Here is a 21,494-nt window from a genome sequence, read left to right on the forward strand (position 1 = left end):
CTATTGCGCCGACTGCTGCGTCCGTTGCTGGACCCGTATCGGCGCTATCGCCACGCCAGAGTGATCCACGCGGTGCGTGTGTCGCTGGGGTTGCTGGCAACGATTCTGCTGACCACCGGCATCAATCTGCCCCACGGTGAGTGGGCGTCGGTGACGATGCTGGTGGTGATCGGCGGCTTGCAGCATCACGGCAACATCGGCAAAAAAGCCGCCGAGCGCGCCATCGGCACCTTGATCGGCGCCGGCGTTGGCTTGCTGCTGGTAGCGCAACAGGCCTGGCTCGGGATGCCGTGGCTGACCTATTTCGCGATGGCCGTGGTTTGCGGGTTCTTCTCGTACCACGCCATCGGCAAGGGCGGTTACACCGCGTTGCTCTCGGCGATCACCGTGTTTATCGTCGCGGGACATGGCGATAATCCGATCACCGACGGGTTGTGGCGTGGGGTGGACATCCTTATCGGCATCGCCCTGGCCCTGGCGTTTTCTTTCGCCTTGCCGCTCTACGCGGTTTATTCCTGGCGCTACAACCTGGCCGATGCCTTGCGCGACTGCGCGACGATCTACGGGCGCATCATCAATGGCCAATCGGTCACCGATGACGAACACCATAAACTCGTGGGCCGCCTGAATACGGTGATGGTGCAACTGCGCTCGTTGATGCCGTCGGTGTCCAAGGAAGTACGGATCTCCATGACTGAACTCGATGCGATTCAGCGCCACTTGCGGATGTGCGTCAGCACCCTGGAAATCCTCGGCAATACCCGACCGGATGCCAATGACCCCGATGCCATGGCCCATCTGCAATCGGCCTTGAAAGCCGAGCATCGGCTGATTCGGGTGCAACTGATTGGTATGGCCCGGGCGCTGAAATCCGGTGCGTCCCAGCGGCTCAGTCGGCCCGTCGAACTGCCGTCGGATTCAAGCCTGACCGCGCCGGTTTACAATCCGCTGGACGGCTACCGGTTATTGGTCCGGCAATTAGCCGCCAACATCGGCGAGATGCGCCAGCGCTTGGCCAAGACGGCACCGCGCTGGAACATCTGACGTTTCTTTACGGCTTACTGCGTCGTCACCGTCCGACGAAACTTGAGACTCCAACCCTGTTGCATGCCGGCAGCGGCCAACAGAATCGCAGCAACACCGATCCATTGCAGCGGCTCCAGGCGATGGCCGAAGGCAAACCAGTCAACGAAAATCGCCGCAATCGGGTAGATGAACGACAGCGCACCGGTCAATGCCGTCGGCAGTTTTTGGATCGCTCCGTAGAGCAGCACGTACATCACGCCGGTGTGGACAATGCCCAGGGTGACCAGACTGGCCCACGCGCTCGGCGCTTGCGGCAGTGCCGAAAAGTGCGCGAATGGCGCGAGTAACAGCACGCCGGTGGTGACCTGAATCAGCGCGATCAGATGCGGCGGTGTGCCGGTCAGGCGTTTGATGATCAACGCGGCAATCGCGTAAAGAAATGCCGCCCCCAGCGCCAGAGCGATGCCCATCAGGTAATCATTGCCGCTCTCGCCCTGCCCGCCATGTGCGCTGACAATCGCCAACATCCCGAGAAACGAAATGCCCAGCCAGAACAGTTTTTGCAGGGTGATTTTCTCGTTGAGGAACAACGCAGCCAACCCCACCAGCATAAACGGCTGAACGTTGTAAACCGCGGTGCCGATGGCAATCGAGGCGCGGGAGTAAGAAGCAAACAACAGTACCCAGTTGCCAACAATCGCCACGCCGCTGAGCACGGCCAGCAAGAACGTGGTGCGGGTCAGAATGCCGGGGCGCAGGAAGCCGAATGCCGCGCAGATCAGCAACAACGTGCCGGCGCCGAACACGCAACGCCAGAACACTACGTCCAGCACCGGTTGCCCGGACACCAGCACAAACCAGCCGATAGTCCCGGAAATCAGCATGGCGGCGGTCATTTCGAATGACCCGTGACGTATTGTTTTGTCCATCATCAGACTCCTGTGTTTGAGCCCAAAGTATGCCAATCCGCCGAGGGGCTTCTCCAGCGCAAAAAGCAGGCTAAACTCGATTTCTGCCTTTTTTATCAAGGCAGTTTGAATTTATTGCCTAATAGGGGTTTCGCCATGACCGACGATATCGACCAAGTGCTGATCACGGCATTGATGGAAGATTCACGCCGCTCGCTCAAGGCTCTGGCACAGATCAGCGGCCTGTCCTCGCCCAGCGTCGCCGAACGTTTGCGCCGCCTCGAAGAGCGTGGCGTGCTCAAGGGCTACACCGTCGAGATCGACCCCAAATGCTTTGGCTATCAACTCCAGGCCATCGTCCGTATTCGTCCGCTGCCAGGCCAGCTGCAAGAAGTGGAGCGGCAGATCCAGGCCATCCCGGAGTTCACGGAGTGCGACAAGGTCACCGGCGACGACTGTTTCATCGCACGCCTGCACGTGCGTTCGATGGAACAACTGGACACCCTGCTCGACCGTCTAAACACCCACGCCGAAACCAACACTGCAATCGTCAAGAAAACCCCGGTCAAGCGTCGCTTGCCACCGATGGCGTGACCCTTTACTCAAATCGCAGGCAAGAAAAAACCCGCCGAAGCGGGTTTTTTCCTCAAGGCTGACGATTAGTCATCGCGGCTCATGATGCCGAACAGCTGCAACAAGCTGATGAACAGGTTGTAGATCGATACATACAGGCTGATGGTCGCCATGATGTAGTTGCGCTCGCCGCCGTGAATGATGGCGCTGGTCTGGAACAGAATGCAGACCGAGGAGAACAGCACGAAACCTGCGCTGATCGCCAGTTGCAGACCGCTGATCTGGAAGAACAGGCTCGCCAGCGTCGCACCCAGTAGCACGAAGAAGCCTGCGGTGATGAAACCACCCAGGAAACTCATGTCCTTGCGGGTAATCAGCACATAAGCCGACAGACCGCCGAACACCAGCGCAGTCATCGCGAAGGCCGAACTGACCACCTCGGCGCCGCCCTGCATACCCAGGTAACGGTTGAGGATCGGGCCGAGCAGGAAACCCATGAAACCGGTCAGGGCAAATGCCGACACCAGGCCCCAAGCCGAATCACGGAGTTTGTTGGTGAGGAAGAAAAGGCCGTAGAAACCGATCAGCACCACGAAAATGTTCGGGTAGCCGACACGCATCTGCTGAGCGACAAACGCCATCACGCCACTGAATGCGAGGGTGAGAGCGAGTAAGCCGTAAGTGTTGCGCAGGACGCGGCTAACCTCTAGCTGCTCAGCCTGCACGCTGTTATTAACTGCGTAATCCTGTTCGCGCATGGCGACACTCCTGTTGGTTTGAAACGTTCAGTCGCAAAGATCATAACAGACGCCCTGTAACAAGCTATGCAGAGAGTTTGACAGTGTGTTTCATTCAGGTATTATGGCGCCCGCAACGCAAACGGAGGTGTGGCCGAGTGGTTTAAGGCAACGGTCTTGAAAACCGTCGACTGTAACAGGTCCATGAGTTCGAATCCCATCGCCTCCGCCATCTTTATACGACAAAGCCCTGATTATTCAGGGCTTTGTCGTTTCTGGGGTTTGGGTGGCGGCTCTTCTTTTTGGAGGCGTTACAAAACTATTTGGTAACCGTTACAAAACCTTCCGGTTTTCCCATCCTACGGCGTCCTACCGATCGTTAAACATCCTTCATGTAACGCGATGCTACGCTGTCCTCAAAACAGAGGATTTGCGATGCCACATTCAGACCTGCTCCCTTCCCTGCTGTACAAGATCAACGAAAACCAACTCGCCTTGGAGGCCGCCATCCTGGAGCTTTCCAATTGGGTCGAGGCCCGCGGCTCGGCTGATATCGCCGACAACGTACGCGGCGCCTTGGACACCATCGATAAGAACGAAGAGTTCATCAAGCTGACGCTGGCGGTGTTGATGGCGCCAGAGTGACGGTAATCGGTCGAAGAACACACTCGCCCCCCAGCACCCCATGCTTGCAGGGGAGCTAAAAAGCTTTACAAATCAGCCCTTTGGAACGGCGCCCTATGCAATCGATGCCGTACCGTGCTTAACCGTGATTTACGTTTCCCCGCAAAAGTCCCTACAGGCTTTCGACGAGAAAGACCCTGCATTCCGGCGTTCTGCCGATCGAACAAATCCATGCCGAACCTGACCGCGAGTACTACGCTTTCCTTCATCTAAAGAGGAATCGCGATGCCCAACTCAGACCTGCTCCCTTCCCTGCTGTTTAAGATCAATGAGCCATCCTGGAGCTCTCGAATGGGTCGAGCAGCGAGGCGCGGACGACGTCGCCGACAACATGCGTGGAGCCATGGACACCATCGACAAGAATGAAGAGTTCATCAAGATGACGCTCACGGTGATGTTGGCGCCGGAGTGACTGCAAATAAACGAATGCTATAACCTTGGGTCTGCTCAAGCCCCTCAATGAGGTAGCCGCCGCACAAAATAACAAGGTGCGTTCGTGATGGCGGTTTACTATCATGGCTAACGTTGGCCATGCAGAAAAATTTCACCAACATTCCAGCCATGAGCATAGGCGCTCTTGATAACTAAGGATAGGCAATGCTGCCGTTCAGAAAATTTCTCGCTTTCAGTCTCTTATTCATATCATTATTCCCCTGCATATCCAATGCGGGATTATATAGCTCCGACTACAACAACTTTAGCCATTTAAAAAAGAAACTCACCGACGTCAACAATTATCGATATGCAGCTCTTGTTTACCCCCCTCTGAACGGAAATAATTTTGACGTATATTTAATTCTAGCGAAAACCTACGCAGAAATCTTAGAAAAAGATATGGGTATAAAAATCCAATTAGACGAAACCGACGCCTTACACATCCAAAACATCCAAAATTTTAGAAACTATGCAACACAAGAGATAAGTCGGAAAGATTTCGAGCCAGGAAATAGCAGCTGCAGCATTGCCACAACATTCCTATACCCATCCGCCGTATCAGATTTGCTCCGCATTATGGGGACAGATATTATCGCCAAGGACGACCCTGCGATACGTGCTGAGATCTTCAATGAGTCAAAGCAATATCTTGCTGGAGATCTCAGCTTGCTTATGAAAATGTGTGATCGCTCAAAGTTTAGAGAGCAAAATAATGCATTTACGGAGTTTCTGAAGGCCCTTGAGAAGGCACAACCTTACATTCTCAGCGAAGTCAGGATGAATTTGCAAAGAACACATGCTATTGCTGCATCTGCGGCAGAAGACGCAGCACGCGCAGCAGCATCAAAAAAAGCATTAGAAGAACGCGCCGCCAAGGATAAAAAAGATCAAGAAATTGAGAACGCCCGTGAGGCGAAAGTAATTGCCGATCGAGAAGCTGCGTTGGCAGAAAAGAAACGACAAGCCCAACTTCAAGAAGATGCTCGTCAAAAAGCGCTCGCTGCTCGCACACCAGAGCAGGTACAGCACGATCAGCAACAGAGCGAAGACATCCACCGCTGCTACAAATTCGCGGCAATGTATAAAGTAGCCACCGAAGCTTATAATCGAGGCTATTCTATCGAGCAATCTCAACTATACCTGGTCGATTTAAAAGGGCTCAAGGGTGAAGATGCTGATGCAATGAGAGATACGATTAAGATTGTTCCTTTAACCCATGCAAACGACACTCCAATGCAAGCGTTTACATTTGAATATGATACTTGCTTAGCTTATTTGTCCAAGAAGCACGCAGCGATACCAAAAGGATAAGCATAACTAATTCTTGACTCTAGAGCCTGGGAGTTCCCTTCCTATGGGATCCCCGGCTTACCTACTCAAAATTCAATCGGAAACTTTACAGAAGTTAATAACAACTTCAAGTTTTCCTGCTGCATCGCTTCCGAGCGAATACATCCACCTATCGCAGTAGTGAATTGCTGGTACATCGCTGGTAACCTCGCCGCCACGTTCGCCAATCATTGAGGGATGGAGGCGAAACTAGAAGCCCCGAAGCCACGAAACTTCGGGGCTTTGCTTTTTCTGAGCCCTCCTACCGGCATCCCCCGCCGCTCCAGTGCTACGCTGACTTCTTCACGGAGGATTCGCGATGCCGAACTCAGACCGGCTCCCGGCATCACGGCGTAGTGATTGCTTCTTTATGAAAAAACCAAGCTAATAGAAAGGTATTTTAGACCTTTTAGTATTTTACGGAGATCAAAGCCATGCCGAATGATTCTGACGATTATGATGATGGTTCCGAGGATAGCGCACGGAGCAAGGACTGGGATATGGAGCCTGGTGATCCAGGTTGGCTTGGCGACGAGGATTGATCGAAGTTACCCGCACGTATAATAGAAAGCCCCCCGAAAGGTGGGCCTTTTTTATTTTGGTATTCCGCCGTCTGTAAGCGTCTGCCGAAGTCACCTTACGTACGCTATTCCAGAAATCCACTGATGCAGCAGTACTATCTGGAATGGCCTGCAGGTCTTGTATTTCAACGGCGTGCATTGACGATTGTCTAAAACCCTAACCCGACATAAGCGCCTTTCGGACCAATGAAACCGAGCAAGGACGAGGTAGTTTTAGACAGCTTTTCACTCTTCATCGACCACCCCTATCACGAAAGACGCGACATTTAATTATGACGTCTATAGGGGCGCGACCGGGGGATAGGCCTTTGAATCTAAAGGCCCGGCCCCAACGTTTCCCCGATGCACTCCGTCATTCCCCGATAAATTGGCCCAGGAATTGGCCCATCCATCTTTGACTTCTGCAAAGCGAACAGTCCAACACAAGATCACACCTCAATGAGTCAGCCCAGTGAAGCATTATCAGGCAATTGACCATTCAGGTAAGGGATTACCCTAGAGACATTGGATTGCCGCAGACTTACATTCGCTCACCCGCAGGGACGCATCTCAACCACTCACGCCTAAGGTACGGAGTACGATGCGTTATCTAGTCTTCATCGTCGTAGCTATAGTCGTTATCACACTTGGTGTAGCGCCGTATGGCTGGTATCGCCATCTGCGAGACGACGAAGATGACACCGTTTAGCCTGCGCTCCACCCGAAAACCCTATCGACCTATCCCCATCCTCCGACTTCCTGTCGACAACCCAATCACACCTCCCTGCACCACCACGACTGCGCATACAGGCAGCCGTCGATTTCCTCAACGCCAATCAGCACGAATATCTTGACGTATGAAGTGGCCTCCCTATGAGCGCCTCCATGCTTACCAGGCTAAGCGGACGCCCAATCGCACCATTCATACGGCCTGAGACATGTCACCTTCCCGAATTATGGACAAGTCGCTCAACGAAGAACTCCATATGCCCTCTAGGGGTAACCGGCAAAGGCCAAGCGTCGACCTTTAAAGCGATTCCGTGAAATGCTTGGGCGCACTTCGAGTGCGGAAAGTGTTCGTAGACCGCTCGCTGCTTCTGCACAGCCTTGCGCACACTTTCGTCGTAAGGCACCGCGCCGACGTATTGTAAGGCGACGTCAAGGAAGCGATCCGTTACCTTGGTCAACTTGGCGAACAGGTTGCGCCCTTCCTGCGGGCTCTGGGCCATGTTGGCCAGGACGCGGAAGCGGTTCATGCCGTAATCGCGGTTCAGCAGTTTGATCACTGCGTAGGCATCGGAGATCGAAGTCGGTTCGTCGCAGACCACCAGCAGGACTTCATGGGCCGCCCGGACGAGACTGACCACCGACGCGCCGATGCCCGCAGCTGTGTCAATCACCAGCACATCGAGACTGTCACCGATTTCACTGAAGGCCTGGATCAGGCCGGCGTGCTGAGCCGGAGATAAATGAACCATGCTCTGGATGCCTGAAGCCGCGGGGACGATTCGTACCCCGCCCGGACCGCGCACAAGCACATCGGATAGCTCACAGCGACCTTCGATTAAGTCTGCAAGCGTGTACTGCAGGGAAAGCCCCAACAGGATATCGATATTCGCCAAGCCAAGATCGCCATCAAGCAATACGACTCGCCTTCCAAGTTTCGCCAGCGCCACTGAAAGATTCACAGCCACAGTCGTCTTGCCGACGCCGCCCTTTCCGCCGGTCACGGCGATAATTTGTACAGAATGCACACCATCCATGTTGTTGATTCCCTTCCATGTGCCGCGCGTGCGCGTAGTCGCTAACTATTCCTAGATGCACAATGGTAACTGAAAGTGCAGACACATGGCTCTTAGCTATATCACAGGATCACCAGAAACGCTGTAACCCACTAAATGGCAATCACGCGAACCAGAACTGCCACTGCTACGCTGATCTCTTCACGGAGGAATCGCTATGCCAAACTCAGACCTACTCCCTTCCCTGCTCTTCAAGATCAACGAAAACCAGCTCGCCCTTGAGGCCGCCATCCTGGAGCTTTCCAACTGGGTTGAGGCACGCGGCTCAGCTGACGTCGCAGACAATGTGCGCGGCGCCTTGGACACCATCGATAAGAACGAGGAGTTCATCAAGCTTACGCTCGCGGTGCTGATGACACCCGAGTGACAGCAATCGATCGCCACGCTAAGTCCCTAGCACCCCATGCTGGGGACTGTAGCGACCCAAGCAATTGTTTTATAAGGATAACAGCCCTTTCTGGGGGTGGCAAAACATCCGCTTTTTTGTGCTTATGCAAACGGTAAACCGTGGCTTGCAGCGTAGGTTTTGCGCAGCATCCAGCAGCGAAAAAGCGGCAGCTGCGACCTTCCTGAAAACTCTTGTTGAATATGCTCACGACCTCTGGCATTTTCGCGCCAGTCCAGTTGGGTTGCTGCCGCCACTCTCGCTGGAGGTCGCTTACACGGGGCCGTAAACAGAGAATAGGCAGCATGAAGTCTGAGCCTCCCCGCCAGCTGCTGTATGAGACTGGGAGAACAGTAAGGGAGGGAAGCCTCATGGGCGTTACCAAACAAACTGGTTCAGCAGCTTTACACGAACGCCTCACAGCGTTCGGTGGCGTAGTCAGCGTACTTTGTTTCGCTGGTCTCACTCCAGTAACCGCAGTTGTACTGGTGTTAATCGTCGCAGCCGTCTTGACGAGGATGTGAAGCTAGAGTGGTCCGTATGCGGGCGGGCCACTCGACCTTTTTCTAGATTCCAACCTTCTTCTCTCACGATACGGGCACCACCATGTCAATGTCTGCTTGAGCAAGCTGCAAGCCCTGCTGCTCTTGGATTTCACAGAACGCCCATTCACATCATGAGGCGTCAACAATGGCCAATTTCCGCTTACTTCCGTCCGGCAACTGGAACGCTCAGGTCCGGCTAAAGGGTAAATCTCCCCAATCGAAAACCTTCAGCACCAAAGCCGAAGCAGAGTCATGGGCGAAACAAATCGAAGCCGTTACGGTGGATCGCAAGCATCACACTATATATACGTTGGGCATAACCTACTGCGAGATGATGCTCAAGGGTAAGGGCAGCTACGACCACGCCCTGAAGATCGTGGAACATCTGGGCAGGCACTTCACCCAGCCAATTCACGAAATCACGCCGCAAATGATTAATGACTTCAAGATTATGCGATTGAAGAAGGTGAAGCCGTCCACGTGCAGAACGCAACTTGCATTCATGTCCCGCTTTTACAGGTTTGCCAAACGCGGCCTACTGATCGACATCCCCAACCCTGTCAGTGATATCGCACTCCCAAAGCCTGGTCGGTCTTCAGACAAGGTGATTAGTGCAAGTGAGCTTGAGCGGTTACTGGCAAAGCTGTCACCCATCATGAAACCCATTGTCGAATTGGCATATGAGACTGCCATGCGCCGCTCTGAGATCCTAAAGCTGACCAAAGACTGCCTGCACCTCAAAGAGCGGATTGCCGATGTGATTGATGGAAAGAACGGCACACGGTCAGTTCCCCTCACCCACCGTGCAGTGGAAATTCTCCAACTCGCCCAACTGTGTGCCACCGTAGAACGTCACCCGAACAACCTGATCTTCCCCGTCACTCCACATGCAGTTTCTCAGGCAGTGCGATTGGCACGAGTAAAGGCCGGCTTGGACAGTAGTGTTCGACTGCACCAGCTCAGGCACACCAGAATAACGAACGTCGCAAAAAAGGGGTTCAACAACGCCCAGATAATGATCGTGTCAGGACACCGGGATACACGATCCGTAGCGCGATACTCCCACCTCAACGTCATGGACGTTCTTCACCTCATTGACTGATTGAGTTGTCTAGACTGCCTCGCCAGAATGCATCCGTTTTGGTTGGGCAGTTCATTAGCAAACTCAGCTACTCGACGTTGCATCGTTAATATGCTTCTTCAGTTTCTTCCAGTGAGGGCGAAGTTGCTTCCTTATAGATTGGGAGTCCATAATTTTTGCGGCCCTGAAGCCATAGGTAATAAAGTTTCTACGCCCTACACAACTGTAACCTCGATAAATCGCCCTTAGAAAAAGTTCTCGGGGAGCTTCTCCCCTACCTGCTCGAAGGCCGTTGCAACGATCCATAGCCTTTTTGGTAACCCAGATTTTCTTACGCATCTTCTTATAATAACGGGTAATCGACGATGAACGAATGTGTTCATGCTGACCGTCAAACGAAAAACCTAGATAATGAACCGGCTTATCAGCCCTGAGCTTGCCAGACGAATCATAAGTGAAATGCCGAACCTCGGTCTTTGCATGTTGCAAATCAAGCTTCAACTTTTTCACTTGCATATCAACGAAGTCGTGAATAGCTATTTCATGTTCTAAATCACAGATGATAAGTAAATCATCACAGTATCTGAAAAAAACGGATTCGGACAAAAACAGAAAGTCACGCAACGCCAGATCAAATTCCAACATATACATATTGGAGAGTAGCGCACTTATTGGCGAGCCTTGAGGAATCCCACGGGAATCAGGACTAACACTTAACAGCCCACCACCTCGCACCTCTTCACGAAATTGCTTCGCAGAACAAAGACGTGCATCGCTTACGCACGGGTTGTGCAATGACACTCCAAGCGTCTTGTAAAGATCAATTTTGTCGACCTTCGCGCTCTTCGTGATAGACCGATAAACAGAAAAATGGTCATCCGGCAGCATCTTCACATCAAGCAGCTTTGACCAAGCTTGCTTCAATATAGAGTGATCGATGCGATCGAAAAACTTCTCTATGTCGAAAGCAAGCACGCAACACTCACCCCTGGCCCTAATTTCTTCAAAGGCATCGTGTGCAAAGTGAATATTATTTTTCGAGTCAATAGACCGGAAGGCCAACACCGAAGTGTGAAGCCCTCTTCGGACCAACTCGGCCTCGTATTTCTCACTTAGGAGAAAACAATAGTACGCATATATATGTGAATCCAAGTGTGCCGCGTAACTAATCGGCCTTGGCTTTGGTTTTTTAGTAAAAACACCACGACCTTTATCAAGGCGATATTTCAAAACTTGAGAAGTATAAGTAATAAATGGATAAAATGAATGCTGCGCGACCTTTTTAGGCGATGTCACAAAGTCATAAGCAGGCTTCTGACCAAGAGGTCTATCGAAGTGCAGGTATTTCCTTGGCTTATACCACGGAAGATCTTCCATGTTCTTTCCACCTTGATAAGCCAACCGGTGGGACTAGGATGGCGGCAATCCCGAACCGCCCCACCGGCTAAACTTAATGCTCTAAACATTATCCATCTTTTCAGACTAGGCCGCGTATTGCTAGAGATGACGTATAGTGTCAGTATCACGATTACATTTGGAGATTCTCGATGAAGAGATTCCGCACGCTGTTGCTCGCCGTGTGTATCGCAGTAGTAAATAACTATGCGCGGCTTGACAACTTGTGATCCACCTCATGGCCAACTGCCACAAGCAGGATCGAATCTACCATAGCCCCAGCGTAACGCCTAGCCAAAAACATCGACAAAACCCACCTCTTACAAATCAACGCTCCTCTGCGGAAGCAATGTTGATGCGGTGCAGATCCGTCGGGGGACTAAGGTCTAGCCATTTGCTCGTAGACCTCCAGCCCGACATAACAAGCCCTGTTCATCGCTAACCGACTCCTTGAGTGGCAGTGTGAAAAGGTGCGTGCGAGCCTGGGCTTGCTGAAGCCGGTGCAGGTGGTGGGTGTTCCTAAAGAGAAGCGGACAGTCTTGGCCCTGGTCGATCCGAGCGTGGCCAGCTTGACTAGCCAAGATATCGCCGATCTTGTGGGGAGTCGCCACCAAAACGTTGTACGGGCCATCGAGCGTCTAGCAGATCGGGCGGTAATTCAACTTACTCCAATGGAGTACGTCCAGAATTCCAATGGGCAGACGGTTGGTCGAATGGTGTTCTCCGGAGAACAAGGTAAGCGTGACTCGATCATCGTAGTGACTCAGCTCTCTCCAGAATTCACCGCTCAATTGATTGATCGCTGGCAGGAACTGCTGACTGAACTGGCCAAGGCTGTCTCGCCTCAGGGTGATGGTTTAACGATGAGCGCCTGGAGATTGCATCTCTAACCGGGAAGCAGCACGGGCACATGATGCGTGACATCCGAGGGATGCTGGAGGATCTGGGAATTTCCACTCAATCCAAATTTGGAGCGAGTAAAAAAGATGGCTCTGGCCGGGCGGTTCCTTACTACAACCTTCCTCGTCGGGAAGTAGACATTCTGTTGACAGACTACAGCACCACAATGCGTGCGGCAGTTATCGACCGCTGGCGTGAACTGGAGGCTGAGGTGGCCAAGACGCTCTTGCCCTAGGTCGATGTTGTGACAATGAGCAGCCTAGAGATTGCTGAGCTGACTGGGAAGGATCATAAGAACGTGTTGGCAGATGTACGCAACATGCTCAACGCCTTGAAATTTTCCACGGCTGAGTTTTCAGCCATGAAAAAGGCCGGTAATGGTCGCGAGTACGAGGTGTACAACTTGCCGCGTGATCTGACTGAAACGTTGATCACCGGATACAGCATCCCGCTTCGCCATAGGGTGGTTGTTCGACTCCGTGAACTGGAAGCCCAGGTAGCGAAGCCATTCCAAGTACCTACCACACTACTGGGTGCCTTGCAGTTGGCTGCGGAACTCGAAGAACAACGTACGTCTCTGGCTCATCAAGTTGAAACGCAAGTGCAGAAAATCACTGCGGATAAACCAAAGGTCGATTACTACAAGAAAGTTCGTGAGTCTGTGAATACTGAAACCATTGGAGACTTCGCTAAGAAACTTGAGTTCGGTGAGATAAAGTTGTTCAAGTGGCTGCGTAAACAAAACATCCTGATGGCAGATAACAGCCCTTATCAGCGTCATATTGATGCAGAGCACTTCCGAGTTCTCGATAAGGAAACCGAGAAGAACGGAAAGGTTATCACCTACAGCCAAACCGTTTTGACGGGTAAGGGTAAGACCTATGTACAGAGGCGTCTGGCCCGAGCTGGCAATCCTGACTTGACGGAATAACACCTGATGTATCGCGATGCCGTTGAATACAAACCGGGGCATTGGCTTGCTCCGGGGAGTAAAGCCCTGGAGCTGTACAAAGAAAAGAAGTGGGCAGAACTTCAAGCCCTTCTAAAAGAAACCGATGCTGCATGACAGAAGTTGTAGAGACGTTAGTAAACCAAGATCAAACTGATTAGTTGACGGTACACACCTGCCACCCAAGCCCCCTGCGAGCCTCGTTAAAGCACGACAACAGTAAACCAAGCCAATGGATACAGCAGAGAAAGAAGACCGCCCTAACGAGCCTTGTACGCTCTTAAGGCGACAACGCAAGTTAAATGTAGATTCTGCCTATAATTGACCCATTATTATTTGCTTGACGCCCCACTCCGACGCGTTATCATTCCCATCCTAGTCGCAGAGACTGGCACCCGCAACACCTCCCCTACCTGACAACTACCTCGCATGTTCAAGCCAATAGGCCGCTGAGCAGAGCGAGTTTCGTGCTGTCTGCAATAAGGGTCACGCGTTCCCAACCGACAATAGCCGGAACACACCGAGGGTTTGCTTATGAACTAACAACATCCCAATGAGTAACATGAATATGAAATCGCAACTTCTTAATACCTGCACTACCAGAATACTTACGCAGTCCGAACTCAAAGAGCTGGATGCACGCATTGCCGCTAACGCCAATAAGTGGCTAGAAGATAACGCACCGATAGTCAGCGGCAAGATTCCTCGAAAGCCAAAAAGTGCTCGTGGCCGAACAGCCAAGATGATCCTGAACCCGTTCTTTGGATTCATCGGCCCCTACACGTACTGGGAACGTTACCCAGTATTTGCCCAGGACATCATAGACGGTGTTGCCCGGCTTGATTGGCATGATCGCCCCATCGGCGTGGGAGGCAAGTCGATGCCACTTTCTGTACACAACCTGGCACTTATTCTCGAATCCCTCTCCATCGTAACCACCGAGGCCGTAGAAGACCTGCTGCAACTGAGGGAGAGGCACGCCAGGCGTTACGTGAAAGCAATTGAGCTGATCATTCCACGGATGATGAAGAGTCGGCCCCGCTCCCTTCTATACGAGATGGAAGACATCGAGCCCGAGCAAAAAGCTTGCGAATGGGAAGATGGCAATGAGTCGAGCACACCAAGCCCCGAAGAGCTGGCCAAACTACACCACGACCTGCGGACATTGACCCGGTACAAGACAGCCGAAGAATACGAAGCGGAGTTGGGATGCATTCCACGCACACCGAACATCGTCGACTTCCCCCCCCGTCAGCAGCACCCGAAGAAAGCCCAAGTGTTGCAGATGCTGGTAGATGGTGTAACGGGCAAAGCCATTGAGCGAGAAACTGGCGTGTCTCCAAAGACAATCAGGAAGTGGCGGGACGATATGCTCGCCGCACGAGCAAAGTTGCAGGCCGCGTAACCTTCACCATCTTGGGGGGGGGACCAATTCGGCCGCATGTATCAAAGGCAAGTGCCAACTTCCGCCAAAGGGCGGAATGGGGCACAATCGCCAAAGCGGAGCTTTGAGATTAACTACCTCTATAATATATTTAACTTGTGACGTTACCGTCACTAGCAATAGCCTGTGCCTGTGGGCACCAGTACTTCCTGCACAATTCAGAGCAAGAGCAACAGCGGGAGGGGGTCACCCCCTATCCTCCCTTCTTGAACCTCTACAGTTATTAACTAACCATATTACTTAATAGAGGGTTACTGCGTGACGTAAACGTCACAACTAACTTGGCAAGACAATAACTCTATCAGTAGGGTGGAGTGGTGCTGCACCACCCTGCTCTTCGCTTGTAACATGCCGAGAGGCATAAGATATATTGCTCCGTGGCGGAACGCCACACATTACCCCCTGCTTGAGTTTACTCTACCGGGCGTGAACATCAGGATCTTCATCTGCCACCGAGACAACCAAGTGTAAAACCAACAGTAGAAGGAACAGTGGAGCAATTAGAACTAACTGGGAACAGAAGCCACCCACAACAGCGAAACAAAAGCAACTAATTTAGTATGAAGGTATTGACTTCTACAGATATCGTGGTACTATAAAACAGTGACAGAAACAACTAACACACCCTCCCCGTAACACCTTCAAGAACATCCAGTCTGCAACAACTTAGTTAGGACTATTCCTTTCCTTGCTGAGTTGCCTTGTCCTGTTTCCGATCCAGTGCAGATGATCGGTAGTTTCATTGGAAGATAGTTGTCAGGATAGGCTTAGACGTTTCGAGATTTCAAAAGCCTTCAATGCCCCGCCTTGGCCAGAGGCTGCAACGAACTGGTCACTAATTCGCTCTGCAATAAAGCAAATACCGCACTTGCCCATAACGAGTGCACACACTAGCAAAACCAACCGCCCGCAACCTCAATCCCGAGGAACGGGTTTTATCGTCCTTAAGAAAGGTCAACATTCATTCAGAGGTAACTACCATGGCACAAAGACCACTTCGTTTAAAAACCTGCATATCGTGCGGTCGCAACTTTTACAGCCGGTCGACACTTAGCAAATATTGCTGTGTTGCTCATCAAGTCGCATCTTGGCGATCACGTAATAAGTTCACATCAGAGCAGCTTGAACAGCAGTTCGTCACACAAGAGTTGGAGAACACCAGCCAGCCACAACAGGAGGCAGTTTGATGAATAACAACACTGTTTGGCTTGAAGTCGATAAGACCAATCAAGCAATTCTCTCTTACTTCTTGGAACAACCAACTACGCCAAGTGACAAGGTTGATTATGTCCAAGCAACTCAGGCCGAGCTGACTTATCTCTCAACCCTGGAAGAAGCAGTATTCCCAGATGGGATGGTCGCCACCATTGACGACTTGATGGCGCATAGAACGCGTGTCCAGGCAGCCAAGAAGGCCAAGGCTGCCACACCCACAGGGGCCGCTTCTAAAGGCTCTCAGCAGCCCGTAAACAGCGCCAGCAAGCCCAACTCACAGACACCCAAGCAAACCGCCAAGGCACGCTTTATCGCGGCTTTGAAACAGCATCGCTCAAACAAATAAACAAGGAACTACTATGAACTTTGAATACGGCATCACAGTCGCCGAAGTCTTTCCGCACAATGATGAAGAATTGCAGGAACTGATTAATAAGCGAACGACTCGTTACAATAACAACTCCGAAGGGCTCTTTAGTCAGGACATGGGAGCCCATTGTGATTGGGTGAAATATGCACCTCTGGAAATTTCCCTAATCGAACTTCAGGACGTTATCAAACAAGGCTTTACCATCATCAAGGTAGTTACAGAAGTTCTTTACTTCAAAGCTATCTTACGCAAACCGGATGAGGTGATTGCCGTCGAACTTCCTAAGGTGGCAGAGCTGGCCCGACAAGAGTACGAGCTGGAACGGTACGAGCGTAACCGCGTCGAGACCGCCAGATTGGTAGCCATCAACGTACAGCAAAGTGAACGAGCAGCAGAGGAAGCAGCCGCAAAACTGGCAGCAAAACGCCAAGTGTCCGAGGGACAGAAAGCCCTGGCGGAGTTGTTGAAAGCCCACGCCAAGCCCGAGGCCAAGCAGGCGGATGCGGCAGCATGAGCGACCAGCCTTCCACCCCCAACAGGGCGCTTGGCGTGACGTTTACGGCCGAAGACTTTCACACGCTGGCGTACCACGCACGCCGCCACCAGATGCCCATCAGGGAGTTCATCGAGTACATGGCGTGCTCTTACGTCGCCGCGATGCGGCAGCAAGAACAGGCATCGAAGGGCAAGAATCGGGGTGATCAATAAACACCTACTGGCTGACCTGGAGAGCGAATAGGAACTATATGAGAACCATTCTCGCATCTATTACCTACAGGTGGGCATTGCAGCCTTCCAGCGGGAGTAGATCGAGTTAGGGCCAATGGTTACGGGCACCAGGGTCTAGCCGATTGCCCCACACACGCGTGTTCCCCGCCGTACACGCCAGATTCCCCTACACCTGCTCGATCAAAGCACCACGAATCGCCGGATCGGCCTGCACTACAGCGGGGTGGTCAGTCATTTACGTGTGGGCGCCAAAGGGCTGCACCAACCCCTTGATCCACCCACCCCAGTCAGTCGTCCCGCTGATCCCTCACGTATTCCCAGACCGCCCGCAGGGTCTCGTGCAATACCGCCCTGAGTACCCACTGTCCTACTGCTTTGAAGAGTTGTCGCATGGTTATTCATCCTCTGATCCCTAGTGAAACCCCTATGCGGATCTTAATCTGGTCGGGTACAGGGTTCAAAGTCGCATCATGTGTATAAGCCTGCATCGAGCTGGAGTGCGTATACGGGCTCTGGTGCGGCAATCAGACAAGCGGTCTACCAAGCCACCTTGCAGAGGCATCCAGTACAACCAACAACCCCCAAAAAAGAGACCTTAACAAATCGTTGTCGAACGCCATCAATATGTTAAGATTGATTCACACTAGATCAGCAGGGGCGAACAATGAAACAGGTTGTGGCTTACGCAAGGGTTTCCACAGACGATCAGTGCTTGTCCGTCGCTGGTCAGTTCGCTGCCATCAAGATCGCTGCTGAGGCCAATGGCTGGCACATTGCTGCTGAGTTCACCGACCAAGGGGTGTCAGGCAGTATTGACCCTATGGAGCGCCCACAGTGCCGCCTTGCTCTTGCGATGGCGAAAGGTTTGGATTGCCCGGTAGTGGTTCACCGTCTTGACCGTCTTGGCCGTGACCATGCTCACTTCGCTGTTCTCCAGAAGAAATACGCCATCATCGAAGCCGAGGACGTACACGGCAGTAGTCTGGTACGCAACATCAAGAGTCTTCTCGCTGAGGAAGAGCTAATCAAGATTCGCCAACGCACCAAGGATGGTCTAGCCGAACTGAAGAAAGATGCTGCCAACGGTGATGTTGAAGCCCAAGCCAAGATTGCGCGTCGTGATGCAGGGCGTACAAAGGCTTGGGCTGTCGGTAATGGTGCCGCCCTAAAAGCTAAGAAACTGAATGCTGACAATCGGGCTGATGCAATCGCTCATCACATTAAGGCGTGCTTGTACGATGGCTGTACATCCTTTGTTGCCATTGCTCATTGCCTCAACTCTAAGGGCGTGACAACAGCTAAAGGAAGCGTATTCCAGCCCATGACCGTTTCCCGCCTCATGACTCGGCTTGAGTTGTCATTCAGCGTCAAAGCCTGACTTCACCAGTGTGCCTCTAGCCGCCTACGGGCGGCTTTTTCCTTTCCGCGATATTTCAAAGTTTTAAGTCCGAGCAGCGAGGTGGCATGGGAATGGCTCTTAACCCCGACCCAGCCTAAGCAAGAAATCTACCTTTTCGCCAAATGCTCCGCCGATATTCCCGTCCAGGTAATGAGGGTGATATTGGCAAAAGGCAACGTTCCATTTTGAAAAGTTCAAGTATCGCCGGGTTAGGAAAATGGTCCCTTTGCCGGAAGTCGATATGTACCTCTAAACGCACGCTATACTAGAAAGCCGTGTGCCATCACTGGCCAAGCGATTTCCTGAGGAAAACATGAGTAACCAAGCATTGGATTTACTAATTGAATGCGAGCTACTTAAGTCTAATGGCAGCGTTATCGATTTAGACAAGGTGTCCAATGAAGAGTTGTCTCGACGGTTCTCATATTTCGTCGTAGCAAGACAAGGAAGCATTTATACCGAGGTTGAAAAATACCCTTTAGACTCAAAGCTCAACGCTCAATTCAGTACGTGGTCTTCAAGATTCTCCAAAGAGAATACTCTTTCTTCTCTACTTATTTATAATAGAGTTGCTCTAGATGATCCACTTGTCTCCTCCCGGCCGGGTATCAGCATTGATAACTTAAAAGCCGGCCTAGAGTTCTATAGCTGGCTTCATCCACTTATAAGGGCTGGGTTTGTAACTGTCTATCCTATCAGTTATTACGAAAAACCTAGCGAAGAAATTCCTATGTTCTCCTCGAAGGACGCGTTCAGATCTTCAATCTCCCCAGCGATCCATGATTACGCCCACGCTAACGCAGTCCTAAAGTCAGTGATGATGGATGATGAGGGGCAAATGTTAGTTATGCGCGAGGACGCAAGCATTAAGCGGCGTACCGCCCTGAATGTGGACTTCGTGAATGATCGACTTTACTCGGGGGTTGGCTTATTCAAGTTTACAACAATTGAGAATGCTAAAAGGGATGGCGACAGAATTACTTATCAGCAGCACTGGGACAAAGACGGAGTATTATCCGAAGAAAAGTTTAAGCACTGGGCCTATCAAGCCACCAACCAAGCTATAATTGCTCGCTTGAAAGCAATTTGCAACCAAGTGTCACTAGCCCAAGAGCTGGGGCATACCTACATCACCGAATCCGAATTCGAATCTACGCTTCTTTCACTATCCAACACGCAGGGGGCGAAGCAAATCTCACCATGCGTTAAATTTCTCAATCTTAATGACGACTTTTTAAATGTCGAATCCCCACACACCATTATTGAGTTACGAGATAAATACCCTACCGCTTTCGAACGCTTCAATAGCTCCCTTATTTCAGTTAGCGAAGAGCTTCACGGAATTGATGACGAGAAGTTTGGGGATAAGTCTCGCGTTCTCTTTCAAAAAGAAATTATGCCTCAGGTAGACGAGGTTCGAAGTGCAATTGGTCAAATCAGTTCAGGGTTCGTAAACGGTACAGTAACGTCTTTTTGCGGAGTAGGACTTGCAATATGTACTGGCTCGGTGCTCCCTCTCGTTTCTTCGCTGGTGATTTCAGCAGTACAAGGGGTCAGTGCAAGTCTGCCCGCGCTTCGAGAGTTTCAACTTACGAAAAAGCGCCCCAGCTACATTTGGCATCGTTTGGCAAAGCGATGAGATTACTGTTAACACAGCCGCTCGTCTGCGGCAGGGTGAACTAGGATTCTCGCACCATCACTCAAGGAAGATAGCCATGTCAGTTAACTTAGAAGCCAACATCGCTACAGCGGACGCTCTAACCCTTCTATTACATAATCAGCACGCCCTAGCTGCCTCGATGGAAGAAGTAATCAAGTGGCTCTCAGAGAACGGAGTAGGGATTGTCGCCGATAACGCCATGACTGCCATGGAAACGTTGGATACGAATGCTCAAGGGATCACTGACGCAATCATGCGACTACGCCTTTGATCGCTGACAGCCAGAGAGTAGCAACCTACAATCTGTCCCGCTCGCCCGGCGTGGACAGTGCCCGTCTTCGCTGGATGCAGTACACCACGCTGGGTGAGCCCCATCTTATTTTCCCAGCCTGAATCTGGATCGCCTCAAGAGTTGCACTCTGTTTCGCGGCGGTGCTTGGGATTCTGTGGAAAGAGGTCTTGGTCATCCCTTACACGGGAAGGCTCGCTGCAAAGCAAACAGTATCAGTATCCCGTCGTCCAGATTCAGCTTCTCAGGATGTCTCTCTAGATATTTCACAGCGATTCTTGCCGCCTGAATGTTTGGTGGGCTAGGAGTTGGCAAACAGGTTTGGGCTTCCTCGGGGAGAGCTGGGTTCGTCATTCCACGCAGAGAAGTCACCCCATTTATGACCCCGATGCAGGTTCCAGCACCGAATGCGTCGCCTTCCTTCCCGTTGGTTTCGAATAACTTGACTGCCGACTGACAGTCGCTCAGTAGTTGATTCCCGTCTGCCATCGCCTGACCACATACCGCCAACCCAGCCAGTGCAACCGCCCCAATCCATGCCTTCATGTTGAGTTGCCGCCTCATTTGCCATCGTCGCAGTTGACGTAGTGCCCAAGGGAGATGATGCCCGCCGTTCCTCGAGTGAGGTTGTCAGTCAAGTTCTGAGAGCGAAGGACAGCTCCGTCACGGATCATCAGCCAATACACTTGATTGCCGGTGTAGCCACCGTAGGAGTTTTTGGCATTCAGTAGCGTGCACACCGAGTACCCGTACACAGGTTTCCTCTCGGCGTACATGTACTCTTTCCGGGGCTTGCTGATCTTCTTGAAGATGACGGATGCAGGATCTTTCATGCTGTCTTCACTCCAGCCCTTCACCACCGCCTCATACTTCTGAGGGTACTGACCGTAGTCGGCAGCGGCTAACTCTGCGGGTGTAGGGTCTGGGGCCATTAGGGGAAGGGGTGGGTGATTTGCCGCACATCCAGACAGTCCCACGCTAACCAGTACAACCGTTGCCGCTATCCATGCCGTCATGGCGAATTCCTTCTGAGTGATTGAGCCATGTTAGCGGGTGCAGTAGCTGGCTGCCATCACGTC

At 51.8% G+C, this 21,494-nt stretch carries 23 protein-coding genes, 1 tRNA gene and 1 pseudogene; 19 read left to right on the top strand and 6 right to left on the bottom strand.

Going from position 1 to position 21,494, the window contains the following annotated elements; all coding sequences use genetic code 11:
- The first annotated feature begins 24 nt into the window (after positions 1–24).
- On the top strand, positions 25–1,044 hold the full coding sequence (locus ACA079_RS19225) for an FUSC family protein (protein ID WP_497704348.1): 1,020 nt from the start codon (positions 25–27) through the stop codon (positions 1,042–1,044).
- A gap of 14 nt (positions 1,045–1,058) precedes the next feature.
- Here the strand turns inward: ACA079_RS19225 and ACA079_RS19230 are convergent, their stop codons facing one another.
- Positions 1,059–1,955, bottom strand: a complete 897-nt coding sequence (locus ACA079_RS19230; RefSeq protein ID WP_046055161.1) for a DMT family transporter — start codon at positions 1,953–1,955, stop codon at positions 1,059–1,061.
- Positions 1,956–2,090: 135 nt separating this feature from the next.
- Here ACA079_RS19230 and ACA079_RS19235 point away from each other — a divergent pair, with 135 nt between their 5' ends.
- Positions 2,091–2,528 carry an Lrp/AsnC family transcriptional regulator gene (locus ACA079_RS19235; RefSeq protein WP_008155029.1) on the top strand — a complete coding sequence of 146 codons (438 nt, stop codon included), beginning with the start codon at positions 2,091–2,093 and terminating at the stop codon, positions 2,526–2,528.
- A 65-nt stretch (positions 2,529–2,593) separates the two neighbouring features.
- Here the strand turns inward: ACA079_RS19235 and ACA079_RS19240 are convergent, their stop codons facing one another.
- Positions 2,594–3,265 (bottom strand): Bax inhibitor-1/YccA family protein, encoded by a 672-nt coding sequence (locus ACA079_RS19240; protein ID WP_223432534.1) that lies wholly within the window; start codon positions 3,263–3,265, stop codon positions 2,594–2,596.
- Positions 3,266–3,388: 123 nt separating this feature from the next.
- Here ACA079_RS19240 and ACA079_RS19245 point away from each other — a divergent pair.
- The 4 genes and pseudogenes from ACA079_RS19245 to ACA079_RS19260 all read left to right on the top strand — a co-directional run bounded on the left by ACA079_RS19245 (position 3,389) and on the right by ACA079_RS19260 (position 5,674).
- A tRNA-Ser gene (locus tag ACA079_RS19245) sits at positions 3,389–3,476 on the top strand.
- Positions 3,477–3,679: 203 nt separating this feature from the next.
- Positions 3,680–3,889, top strand: coding sequence for a hypothetical protein (locus tag ACA079_RS19250; RefSeq protein WP_497700512.1), 210 nt, complete (start codon positions 3,680–3,682; stop codon positions 3,887–3,889).
- Between the two features lie 264 nt (positions 3,890–4,153).
- Positions 4,154–4,340, top strand: a pseudogene (locus ACA079_RS19255) (hypothetical protein).
- Positions 4,341–4,525: 185 nt separating this feature from the next.
- Positions 4,526–5,674: a hypothetical protein gene (locus ACA079_RS19260; RefSeq protein WP_497700513.1), complete on the top strand. Its 1,149-nt coding sequence runs from the start codon at positions 4,526–4,528 to the stop codon at positions 5,672–5,674.
- Positions 5,675–7,193: 1,519 nt separating this feature from the next.
- Here ACA079_RS19260 and fleN read toward each other — a convergent pair.
- Positions 7,194–8,015 (bottom strand): flagellar synthesis regulator FleN, encoded by an 822-nt coding sequence (fleN, locus tag ACA079_RS19265; protein WP_497700514.1) that lies wholly within the window; start codon positions 8,013–8,015, stop codon positions 7,194–7,196.
- A gap of 196 nt (positions 8,016–8,211) precedes the next feature.
- On the opposite strand from fleN, the gene ACA079_RS19270 reads away from it, so the two are divergent.
- Together ACA079_RS19270 and ACA079_RS19275 are read left to right on the top strand one after the other, a co-directional pair.
- Entirely contained in the window at positions 8,212–8,421 is a 210-nt protein-coding gene (locus tag ACA079_RS19270) for a hypothetical protein (protein ID WP_282314828.1), read from the top strand.
- A gap of 708 nt (positions 8,422–9,129) precedes the next feature.
- Complete coding sequence (locus ACA079_RS19275; RefSeq protein WP_497700515.1) at positions 9,130–10,086, top strand: tyrosine-type recombinase/integrase; 957 nt, start codon at positions 9,130–9,132, stop codon at positions 10,084–10,086.
- A gap of 63 nt (positions 10,087–10,149) precedes the next feature.
- Here ACA079_RS19275 and drt2 read toward each other — a convergent pair whose 3' ends face one another.
- The gene (drt2, locus tag ACA079_RS19280) at positions 10,150–11,442 is read right to left on the bottom strand and encodes an antiviral reverse transcriptase Drt2 (protein WP_497700516.1); all 1,293 of its coding nucleotides are present in this window, start codon (positions 11,440–11,442) and stop codon (positions 10,150–10,152) included.
- Positions 11,443–11,948: 506 nt separating this feature from the next.
- On the opposite strand from drt2, the gene ACA079_RS19285 reads away from it, so the two are divergent.
- The 11 genes from ACA079_RS19285 (at position 11,949) to ACA079_RS19335 (ending at position 20,397) form a co-directional block, all read left to right on the top strand.
- The gene (locus ACA079_RS19285; protein WP_497700517.1) at positions 11,949–12,350 is read left to right on the top strand and encodes a Rha family transcriptional regulator; all 402 of its coding nucleotides are present in this window, start codon (positions 11,949–11,951) and stop codon (positions 12,348–12,350) included.
- A 20-nt stretch (positions 12,351–12,370) separates the two neighbouring features.
- Positions 12,371–12,595 (top strand): hypothetical protein, encoded by a 225-nt coding sequence (locus tag ACA079_RS19290; RefSeq protein ID WP_497700518.1) that lies wholly within the window; start codon positions 12,371–12,373, stop codon positions 12,593–12,595.
- Positions 12,596–12,610: 15 nt separating this feature from the next.
- On the top strand, positions 12,611–13,291 hold the full coding sequence (locus ACA079_RS19295; RefSeq protein ID WP_497700519.1) for a phage antirepressor KilAC domain-containing protein: 681 nt from the start codon (positions 12,611–12,613) through the stop codon (positions 13,289–13,291).
- Positions 13,292–13,297: 6 nt separating this feature from the next.
- Positions 13,298–13,426, top strand: coding sequence for a hypothetical protein (locus ACA079_RS19300; RefSeq protein ID WP_497700520.1), 129 nt, complete (start codon positions 13,298–13,300; stop codon positions 13,424–13,426).
- A 445-nt stretch (positions 13,427–13,871) separates the two neighbouring features.
- A complete protein-coding gene (locus ACA079_RS19305; RefSeq protein WP_497700521.1) occupies positions 13,872–14,714 on the top strand; it encodes a helix-turn-helix domain-containing protein in 843 nt (280 codons plus the stop codon).
- A gap of 1,225 nt (positions 14,715–15,939) precedes the next feature.
- Positions 15,940–16,314: a hypothetical protein gene (locus ACA079_RS19310; protein ID WP_497700522.1), complete on the top strand. Its 375-nt coding sequence runs from the start codon at positions 15,940–15,942 to the stop codon at positions 16,312–16,314.
- A gap of 13 nt (positions 16,315–16,327) precedes the next feature.
- Complete coding sequence (locus tag ACA079_RS19315; protein WP_497700523.1) at positions 16,328–16,852, top strand: hypothetical protein; 525 nt, start codon at positions 16,328–16,330, stop codon at positions 16,850–16,852.
- Complete coding sequence (locus ACA079_RS19320; protein ID WP_497700524.1) at positions 16,849–17,046, top strand: hypothetical protein; 198 nt, start codon at positions 16,849–16,851, stop codon at positions 17,044–17,046. Before ACA079_RS19315 ends, ACA079_RS19320 begins: the two co-directional genes overlap by 4 nt.
- A 685-nt stretch (positions 17,047–17,731) precedes the next feature.
- The gene (locus ACA079_RS19325) at positions 17,732–18,445 is read left to right on the top strand and encodes a recombinase family protein (protein WP_497700525.1); all 714 of its coding nucleotides are present in this window, start codon (positions 17,732–17,734) and stop codon (positions 18,443–18,445) included.
- 334 nt (positions 18,446–18,779) lie between these two features.
- The gene (locus tag ACA079_RS19330; RefSeq protein WP_497700526.1) at positions 18,780–20,105 is read left to right on the top strand and encodes a hypothetical protein; all 1,326 of its coding nucleotides are present in this window, start codon (positions 18,780–18,782) and stop codon (positions 20,103–20,105) included.
- A 76-nt stretch (positions 20,106–20,181) separates the two neighbouring features.
- Entirely contained in the window at positions 20,182–20,397 is a 216-nt protein-coding gene (locus ACA079_RS19335) for a hypothetical protein (RefSeq protein ID WP_497700527.1), read from the top strand.
- Positions 20,398–20,589: 192 nt separating this feature from the next.
- On the opposite strand, the gene ACA079_RS19340 is transcribed toward ACA079_RS19335, so the two are convergent.
- Both ACA079_RS19340 and ACA079_RS19345 read right to left on the bottom strand, forming a co-directional pair.
- Positions 20,590–20,979 carry a Rap1a/Tai family immunity protein gene (locus tag ACA079_RS19340; RefSeq protein ID WP_497700528.1) on the bottom strand — a complete coding sequence of 130 codons (390 nt, stop codon included), beginning with the start codon at positions 20,977–20,979 and terminating at the stop codon, positions 20,590–20,592.
- The gene (locus ACA079_RS19345; RefSeq protein ID WP_497700529.1) at positions 20,976–21,431 is read right to left on the bottom strand and encodes a hypothetical protein; all 456 of its coding nucleotides are present in this window, start codon (positions 21,429–21,431) and stop codon (positions 20,976–20,978) included. The genes ACA079_RS19340 and ACA079_RS19345 overlap by 4 nt, the downstream gene beginning before the upstream one ends.
- Positions 21,432–21,494 lie beyond the last annotated feature (63 nt).

The sequence above is a fragment of the Pseudomonas sp. LBUM1645 genome, assembly GCF_059716185.1.